The sequence below is a fragment of the Kitasatospora sp. NPDC001539 genome, from assembly GCF_040298565.1.
GTDB lineage: Bacteria > Actinomycetota > Actinomycetes > Streptomycetales > Streptomycetaceae > Kitasatospora.
In genome coordinates, this window is sequence record NZ_JBEPAK010000264.1 from 1 (window position 1) to 9,420 (window position 9,420).

Here is a 9,420-nt window from a genome sequence, read left to right on the forward strand (position 1 = left end):
AAACGCAAGATGTCCAACTGGCCCCTCAAGCGCGCCCAGCACTACAACTGGCCACCACCACAACCAGCAACACCAACCGTCACCCCGCGCGACACGACCTAAAGTCACCAGCATTGCGGCTAGGCCGTGTACGTGTACGTCACCGGCGCGCTGGTGCCGCCCGCCGTGGTGACGGTGACGCCGACCGGCCCCGGTTGGGCGGCCGCCGGCGCGTACGCGGTGCAGAAGGACGGCCCGCACGAGACGTGCGCGGCCGGAACCCCGCCGAACGCCACCGTCCCGTACGTCAGGTTGCTGCCCTGGACGTACACCCTCGTCCCGCCCGCGACCGGCCCGCCGGCGGCCGTCAGGGCGCTGACCACCGGTGCGGCCGGCGCCGGCGGCGGGGCGCCGGTGTAGTCGAAGGCGGCCGGCGCCGTGGCCGTGCCGCCCGGGGTCACCACGCTGACCGGCGCACTGCCGGAGCCGCCCGGTGTCGTCACCGTGCAGGCGGTGTCGGTGCAGCTGCCCGCCGCCGGGACACCGCCGACCAGCACCATGCCGTGGGCCAGGTCGGTGCCGCTCACGGTCAGCGCGGTGCCGCCCGCGCCCGGTCCGGTGGTGGTGCCCAGGGCGGCCACGGCCGGCGCGCCCTGGACGGTCGGGGGCTGCGGGCCGGTGCCGAGGAGGTAGGTCGACACGTGGCCGGTCGGGTCGGTGTCGTTCGGGTTGCCGACCGTCACGGTGATCGGCCCGGTCGCGGGCGCCGTCCCGTTGGTCGCCAGGTAGACCTTCATGAAGTTGCTGCTGCCCGGCGTGCGGGTGGCGGTGAACACCGCCTCCAGGTGCCGGCCGTCCGGCGAGACGGTCTCGGCGAAGGTGTAGTCGTACGGGGTGTTGTAGAACAGCGCCCCGCTCGTGGTGACCCCGGGCGGGAGGTCGACCGTGAGGTGGGTCGGGCCGGTGAGGTCGGCCGTGCCCGCCGAGGTCCAGGTCACCCCCATGTTGGTGGAGTCGTGGGCGAAGACCGGGTAGTTGCCGGCCTGGGAGACCGTCACGTGCTGCGCCGAGGGGGCGGGTGCGGTGGCCGGCGCGGGCGTGGCGATGACCGGCGCGGCCGTGGCGACGGCGGCTCCGGTGCTGAGGACGGTCACGGACAGCGCGGCGGCGAGGCCCGCCTTGGCCAGTCGGGTGATCATGGGTCCATCGTCACCGAACCGGCGCGCCGCCCTCACGGTTTTGTCGAATGCCGGTTCGGGAATGGCGGAATTCCTTCGGACCGCCGTTCCGGAATCGCCCGCGCACCCGTTTCCCACCTGCCGCTGCGCCCACCGGTAAGGTCCGTTTCGGTCGATGTCGGTGCGAACCTCTAATCTTGTCCACCGTGACCGCCATCGCTGACCCGCCCGAGCACGGCCTCCGGCCGCCCGCCGCCTCCGTGCGGCCCGCGCCCGGCCCCGCCGCCGACGAGGGCCTGGCCCGCCGGCTCAAGGCGCTGGCCTGCACCGCCCCGCTGCACGACCTGGACAACCGCAAGGTGAACCTGGCCGGCGAGTACGGCGGCTACGCGATGGCCGAGGTCGGCCTCGCCGCGATCGACCTGGTCACCCTCAACATGGACTTCGACACCGGGGCCGACCGCGACACGGTGCTCGCCCGGCTGCTGCCCCGGGTCGCCGCCCAGGCGCCGACCCGCCACTCCGCCGAGCACGAGCGGGTCGCCCGCTGGGTGCTGGAGTCGCTGATCAACGTCGGCAGCGTGGACCGCGGCTTCCGCGCCGTCTACGGCACCTTCGGCGCGGACGGCACGTACGTCCGGCGCGACTACGACTTCAAGCTGATCGAGGAGGTCCCCGGCCCCGACGGCGGCGTCTACCTGCGCACCACCGACGAGGCCGTCAACGTCCTGGTCGGCGCGCTGGACACCGACGTCACCTCGGCCCAGATCGCCGCCGAGGTCAAGCTCGAGGTGCTGATCCGCCGCGGCCGCCTGGCCGACGCCCAACTCGCCGCCGAGCAGGCCCGCTACCGCACCGTCCAGTACGCCGAGACGCTGCGCCGCGCACTCGACGCCACCCGCCGCAACGTCCGCGCGGTCGACTGGATGCGGGCGATCCCCGACCTCATCGACGAGGCTCTGGACCACATCGCCGACCGCTACCGGCACGAGAACGCGATTCTCACCAACATCCGCAAGGCCCGCGACGAGGCCGAGGATCCGGAGCACAAGCGCCGCGCCGCCGAGCTGGTCGACATCGTCAAGGACTGCATCCGCCGCCACACCCAGCTGCAGACCCGCCTGCTGGAGGCCGGCCCGCTGTTCCGCGCCGAGCAGGACCGCCAGGCCTTCGCCGCCCCCGGCGCCCGCAGCGGCATCGACCTGTACGGGCAGCTGCTCGCCCCCGTGCTGAGGCTGCCGATAGAGCAGGCCGTCCGCCCCACCGACGCCTTCTTCGCCCGCGGCGCCGGCCTGCGCACGCCCGTCGCCGTCCGGGTCACCGACCTGGTCGACCTGCTGCTCACCCCGCCGGTCGAACGCGAACACCTCGGCGCCGAACTGCCCGACCCGGACCTGGTCGCCACCCCGGACGACAGCCGCTTCTCCGAAGCCCAGCTGGAATCCGCCCTGGAGCTGCTCGACCTGCCCCCGGACGCCCCCCGCCGGCTCTCCGGCCTGCTCGCCGACGCCCGTCGGCGGGACCCCGAACTCCCCTACCTGGTCGCACTCCTCGCCGTGCACGCGGCCAGCCCGCCGGTCGGCACCGCCTACCGCCAGGGAGAGGAGCGGCTGCTGTTCGCGGTGGACGACGGCACCCCGCTGCGCGACCCGGAGTTCGGCGGCGCCGACCTCATCGTCGGCAGCGCCCTGCTCGACGCGGCCGGCATGGCCGCCGACCGCAAGGACGCCGGCTGACCAGCCGGACCGCCGACGGCACCGCCCACCCCGGGCGTCCCCGGCACCCCAGGCACCGACCCCCGCAACCGACCTCCCAGGCACCGACGTTGACGCACCGCCAGAGCACCCCCGACAGCAGCAGCCCCGAGGAGCACCGCCCGTGACGACCCCCCACGACACGTCCTGGGCGCCCGAGACCGAACCCGCGGCCCCCGCGCCGATCACCCCGGCCGACGTCGCCGACGCCGCCCGGCTGGTCTCCTTCGGCCTCCAGGCCAAGCTGCTCCCCGCCCGCGACGCCGAGTACGCCGAACTCGTCCGCCGCCACCGCGAGGACCCGCCGTTCGCCCGCCTCGCCGACGCCATCGCCACCGGCATGGGCCTGGTCGTCCTGGAGGTCTCGCCGCGCGCCGGCATGGCCGTCGCCGCCGCCGAGGACTCGCTGTTCGCCGTCCGGATGGGCGACTACTCGCGCCGCGCCGCCTCCGAGACCACCGACCGCTTCCTGCACGGCCTGGCCCACCTCGCCGTCGCCGCGATGGCCTTCCCCCGCCCCGAGGACCTCGCCGACGACGGCTACCTCGGCCGGATCACCGTCAACGGCGTCGACTCCTTCGTCCGCCAGGCCTGCCGCCGCCTCGAGGAACAGGCCGACGCCGAGGGCGCCAACACCGACCCGGCCTCCGACGCCCCCGGCCTGGAGGCCGCCTGGCGGGTCTGGGCCCGGCGCACCGCCACCGGCGCCACCAAGGACGCCCGCCGCCTCTCCGGCTCCACCATCGGCATCGTGGCCAAGGCCGTCATGTTCCTGGTCGACTCCGGCTTCCTGCAGAAGGTCTCCGACGACGCCGGCGGCACCTACCGCACCACCGCCCGCTACCAGCTCCAGGTCCGCGACCTGGCCGGCAGCGCGGCCATGGCCGAACTGCTCGACCTCGGCATCGTCCCGGTCTCCGACGGCACCGCCAGCCTGCTGCCGCCGGACACCACCGACGAGCTGGTCGCCGACGCCGGCCTGCCGTTCCACTCGCTCTGACCGTTCCGACACTCCCACAGACCGCACGGAGAACCGCCGCACATGTACGAGCTCAACCGGGTCCGCCTCTACTCGATCGGACCGGCCGGCGCCCGATACGCCGACACGGTGCTCGACCTGCGCGGCGTCGGTGAGCCCGTCGCCGACCCCGCCCCGCAGCAGATCGGGCTGTTCGGCGAGGACACCGACGGCCCGATCCGCCGCCCGGCCCCGGCCGGCGTGCTCTTCCTGGAGAACGGCGGCGGCAAGTCCGTCCTGCTCAAGCTGATCTTCTCGGTGATGCTGCCCGGTCACCGCAACACCCTCGGCGGCGCCAGCTCCGGCGTGCTGCGCAAGTTCCTGCTCGCCGACGACTGCGGCCACGTCGCCCTGGAGTGGCAGCACACCGTCACCGGCGAGCTGATCGTCGTCGGCAAGGTCAGCGAGTGGCGCGGCCGGCAGGTCTCCTCCGACCCCCGCAAGTTCGCCGAGACCTGGTACTCCTTCCGCCCCGGGCCCGGGCTCACCCTCGACTCGCTGCCGGTCGCCGAACGGGTCAGCCTGGCCGGCGACCAGAAGGCCCGCGGCCGCCGCCGCACCATGAAGGGCTTCCGCGACGCCCTCACCGAGGCCGGCAAGGCCCACCCCTACCTCGACCTGGTCTTCGAGGACGGCCACGACCGCTGGACGGAGCACCTCGGCGAGCTCGGCCTCGATCCCGAACTCTTCCGCTACCAGCGCGAGATGAACGCCGACGAGGGTGAGGCGGCCGGCCTGTTCGCGGTCAAGCACGACAGCGACTTCACCGACCTGCTGCTGCGCGCCGTCACCGACACCCGGGACACCGACGGCCTCGCCGACCTGGTGCACGGCTTCGCCGCCAAGCTCGGCCGGCGCGCCGAACTCACCGCCGAACGCGACTTCACCGCCGGCTCGCTCGACCTGCTCGAGCGCATCGTCGAGGCCACCGCCGCCCGAGAGACCGTCCGCGAGGCCCACCGCACCGCCGAGCGCCGCACCCGCCGGCTCGCCCACGCCCTCACCTCCCGCGCCGCCGCCGAACGCGACCGCGCCCAGGACCTCGCCATCGAGGTGGCCGCCGCCGCGAGCGCCGTCACCGCCGCCGAGGCCGACCGCACCCGGCACGGCCTGATCGCCGACGAACTCGCCCACCGGCACGCCACCCTGAGCCTCGCCGCGGCCACCGCCGAGGCCGCCGCACTGCGCCGCGAACTCATCGACGCCCGCACCCTGCACTCCGCCTGGCAGGCCGCCGAGGCCGTGCTGCGCCAACGCGCCGCCGCGGACCGGGTGGCCAGGGTCGCCGCCGCCATCCGCGAGGCCGAGCTGGACGCCGCCCCCGCGCTCGCCGCCCGGGCCGCCGCCGCCACCGCCCTCGCCCGCGCCCTGGAGGCCGCCGCCGCGGCCGCCGAGTCCCGCGCCGACACCGAGGAGCAACGCGCCGGCGAACTCCAGGAGGACGGCGCCAAGGCGCAGTCCGAGGCCACCGAGGCCGCCACCGCCGCCCAGAAGGCCCGCAGCGAGGCCGAACACCTGCGCCAGCGCCTCGCCGAGGTCGAGCAGGAGACCGCCGCCGCCGTCGAGGCCGGCTTCATCGACGCCGACGGCGACGTCGACCCGGCCCGCGCCGCCCTGCACGCCGCCGACGTCGAGAAGGCCGCCGCCGCGGCCCTCGCCCAGGCGCGCGCCGCCGCCGAGGCCTCCGCCGCCCGGCTGCGCGAGGCCGCCGCCGCCACCTCTCGCGCCGAACTCGCCGCCGAGCGGGCCGGAGACGCCCGCAAGGCAGCCGCCCGGGCCCTGGCCGCCGAACAGCGCACCGCCGCGCTGCTCGCCACCGAGCAGCGGCTCGCCGACCTGCTCTCCCTGACCCCCGCACCCACGGACTGGAGCGAGGACGGGTCGGGCGCCGAGGAGGACGCCGGCTTCCTCACCCCCGCCGTCCTCGACCGCAACGCCGAGTACCTGCGCGAACTCCTCGACGAGGCCATCGCCACCGCCGAGCGCACCCTGTTCGACCTGCGCACCGCCGCCGCCGACGACGCCCGCATCCTCGCCGCCCTCGGCGACGGCGGTCTGCTGCCGCCCGGCCCCGACGTGCTGGCCACCGTCGAGTACCTCGCCGAGCACGGCATCCCCGCCCTGCCCGGCTGGCGCTACCTGGCCCAGTCCGTGGACCCGGCGGACCACGAGGCGATCCTCGCCGCCCGCCCCGAACTGGTCGACGGCGTGGTCGTCACCGACCCGGCCTCGCTGGAGCGGGCCCGCGAGACCCTCCAGGCCGCCGCGCTGCTGCCCCGCTCCACGGTCGCCGTCGGTGCCGCCGCCTCGCTGGTCGCCCCGATCACCGACGAGCCCGCCTTCTTCCTGGTGCCGCCGAACCCGGCCATGCACGACGAGTCCGCCGCCGACGGCGAGCGGCGCGAACTGCGCGCCCGGGCCGGCGCCCGCGAGGAGCACATCCGCGAACTCGCCGGCCGCCTCGGCGCCGACCGTGCCCTCGCCGCCCGCCTCGCCTCCTGGCACGCCAGCTGCCCGCCCGGCACGCTCGCCGAACTCGCCGCCGCCGCCGAGGCCGCCCGCGAACACGCCGAACAGGCCGCCGCCGCCCTGGCCACCCTGCGCGCCGAGCACGACGAGGCCGAGACGGACCACGCCACCGCCGCCGCCGCCCACGAGGAGCACCGCGAGGCCGCCCAGCGCGCCCGCCGCCGCGCCGACGCCCTCTCCGGCCTCGCCTTCCGCCTGCGCGAACGCGCCAACTGGAGCCGCCGACAGCGCGAGCTGGCCGAGGACGCCGCCGAGTGCGACCGCCGCCAGGCCGTCTGCGCCGAACGCGCCCGCACCTGCGACGAGGACCGCCGCGCCGCCCAGCGCGCCGCCGACGACGCCCGCCGCACCGCCCGCGCCCTGCGCGCCGAGCGCGCCGAGATCTCCGCCGCCGAGCAGACCGACGAACCCGTCGGGCCGACCGCCCCGGTCTCCCTGCCCGCCCTGCGCGAGGCCTACCGGGCCGCCTCCCAGCTGTACGAGAAGGTCGGCGTCGGCGCGGACCTGCGCGCCGAACAGGCCCGCGCCGAGGGCGACGAGGCCGCCGCCGCGGCCGAGCTCGACCGCCTCACCAACAAGGTCCGCACCCGGGCCGAGGAACTCCTCGGCAGCCCCGACGGCGCCGACGGCCCCGCCCGCCAGGCCGCCGCCGCCCGCGCCGAGGAGCTGGTCGCCACCATCGAGGCCCGTTCCGCCGCCGCCAGCGAGCAGCTCGGCCGGCTCCGCGGCGAGGTGGAGCGCTCCGCCCCGGCCGACGGCGAGGCGCACACCGAGCTGCCCGAGGAGCTCGTCCCCACCGACCCCGAGCACGCCCAGACCCTGCTGCGCGCCGCGACCAGCCGCCTGGCCGAGTGCCGCGAGGCCGTGGACGCCGCCCGCACCGTCCACGCCGACCTCCAGCGCACCTTCGACGCCGCCCAGTCCGCCGCCGCCGGCTTCGACGAGCTGGCCGGCCAGCTGCGCGACGGCCTGCGCGACCACCAGGACGACCCGGACGAGCCCGCCGAGCCGTACCTCGGCTCCCTCGCCGAGGCGCGGAACGCCTGCACCGAGGCCCGCCGCAGCCTGCGCACCGCCGTCGGTGAGCTGTCCTCCGCCGAACTCGCCGTCCGCGACGCCTCCGACGCGCTCGTCCGGCACGCCAACGCCGCCCGCTACGAGGCCGTCCGCACCCCGGCCCGCCAGCAGATCCGCGAACTGCCCGCCTCCGCGCTGCCCGAGCACGCCGCCGCCTGGGCCGCCGCCTTCGCCCCCCGGCTGCGGGTGCTCACCGACGAACTCGCCCAGCTGGAGCGCAACCGCGGCTCGATCGTGGACCGGCTGCGCGGCCTGGTCGAGTCCTCGCTCACCACCCTGCGCGCCGCCCAGCGGCTCTCCCGGCTGCCCGAGGGCCTGGGGGAGTGGTCCGGCCAGGAGTTCCTGCGGATCCGCTTCGAGGACCCCGACCACGCCACCCTGGTCGAGCGCCTCGGCGAGGTCATCGACGAGGCCACCCGGGCCGCCGTCAAGAAGAACAGCGACCTGCGCCGCGACGGCATGTCCCTGCTGCTGCGCGGCGTCGCCGCCGCGATCGGCCCCAAGGGCGTCAGCGTCGAGATCCTCAAGCCGGACGCGGTGCTGCGCGCCGAACGGGTCGGCGTCGGCCAGATGTCCGACGTCTTCTCCGGCGGCCAGCTGCTCACCGCGGCCATCGCGCTCTACTGCACGATGGCCGCGCTCCGCGCCAACGACCGGGGCCAGTCGCAGCTGCGGCACGCCGGCACGCTGTTCCTGGACAACCCGATCGGCCGCGCCAACGCCACCTACCTGCTGGAGCTCCAGCGCGCGGTGGCCGACGCGCTCGGCGTCCAGCTCATCTACACCACCGGCCTGTTCGACACCACCGCGCTCGCCGAGTTCCCGCTGGTGATCCGCCTGCGCAACGACGCCGACCTGCGGGCCGGGCTCAAGTACATCTCGGTGGAGGAGCACCTGCGCCCCGGACTGCCGGCCCAGCAGGACCCGGACGGCCCGACCATCCACGGTGAGATCACCGCCACAAGGATGTTCAAGCGCCCGGCGGAGGTTCCCGCGCAGGCGTGAACTCACTAGCGTGATCGGCATGCTGACGATTGCGCACCTGAGTGACATCCACCTCGGCCAGGACCACCGCCGGGACCGCGGCGAGCGGGCCCGGCGGCGGGCCGAGCAGGTGATGGCGTACCTCGACGCCCTGCCCGGCCCACTGGACGCGGTACTGGTGACCGGCGATCTCGCCGACCACGGCCTGGCCGCCGAGTACGAGCAGGTGGCCGAGGTGCTGGCCTCCCGGCACCCGGTGCTCACCTGCCCCGGCAACCACGACGTCCGGGAGCCCTACCGGCAGGTGCTGCTCGGCGGGGCAGCGGGCGAGGAGGGCCCGATCAACCGGCTCCACCAGTTCCCCGGCGCCGACGTCCTGATGCTCGACTCGTCCGTCCCCGGGCAGGACGACGGCCTGCTGGACGGGGGGACGCTGGACTGGCTGGACACCCGCCTGGCCGCCGGACGCACCGACCTGCCGGCCCTGATCGCCTTCCACCACCCGCCGGCGGAACTGCACCTGCCGATGGTCGACGGGATCCGCCAGTTCGGCGAGGCGGACCTCGCCGGGGTGCTGCGGCGCCACCCCCGGGTGGCCGCCCTCCTGTGCGGCCACTCCCACACGGCCGCCGCGACCACCTTCGCCGGCCTGCCGCTGCTGGTCGCGCCCGGCGTGGTGTCCACCGTCACCCTGCCCTGCGAGGGCGGCTCCGGCATCTCCTTCGACCACCCGCCGATGCTCGCCTTCCACGTCCTGGACGGATCCGGCCGGATCACCACCCACTACCGGACCGTCCCGGCCTAGAGCCAATGCCGGTGACTTTGGTGTCTGTGGCTCGTTGGTTGTGGTGTGGCAAGGGTGGGGCAGGTCAAGTCGCCTGCGGGTGAGCGGTTGTCGGAC

5 protein-coding genes are annotated in these 9,420 nt (G+C 75.7%); 4 read left to right on the forward strand and 1 reads right to left on the reverse strand.

What is annotated here, in order from left to right:
• Window positions 1–119: 119 nt before the first annotated feature.
• A complete protein-coding gene (locus tag ABT247_RS28450; RefSeq protein ID WP_350747929.1) occupies window positions 120–1,178 on the reverse strand; it encodes an IPT/TIG domain-containing protein in 1,059 nt (352 codons plus the stop codon).
• Window positions 1,179–1,363: 185 nt separating this feature from the next.
• On the opposite strand from ABT247_RS28450, the gene ABT247_RS28455 reads away from it, so the two are divergent.
• The 4 genes from ABT247_RS28455 (at window position 1,364) to ABT247_RS28470 (ending at window position 9,324) form a co-directional block, all read left to right on the forward strand.
• On the forward strand, window positions 1,364–2,893 hold the full coding sequence (locus ABT247_RS28455) for a hypothetical protein (RefSeq protein ID WP_392905554.1): 1,530 nt from the start codon (window positions 1,364–1,366) through the stop codon (window positions 2,891–2,893).
• 142 nt (window positions 2,894–3,035) lie between these two features.
• On the forward strand, window positions 3,036–3,911 hold the full coding sequence (locus ABT247_RS28460; protein WP_350747931.1) for a hypothetical protein: 876 nt from the start codon (window positions 3,036–3,038) through the stop codon (window positions 3,909–3,911).
• A 42-nt stretch (window positions 3,912–3,953) separates the two neighbouring features.
• Entirely contained in the window at window positions 3,954–8,540 is a 4,587-nt protein-coding gene (locus ABT247_RS28465; protein ID WP_350747934.1) for a hypothetical protein, read from the forward strand.
• Between the two features lie 19 nt (window positions 8,541–8,559).
• Window positions 8,560–9,324, forward strand: coding sequence for a metallophosphoesterase (locus tag ABT247_RS28470; RefSeq protein ID WP_350747937.1), 765 nt, complete (start codon window positions 8,560–8,562; stop codon window positions 9,322–9,324).
• Window positions 9,325–9,420: the final 96 nt, after the last annotated feature.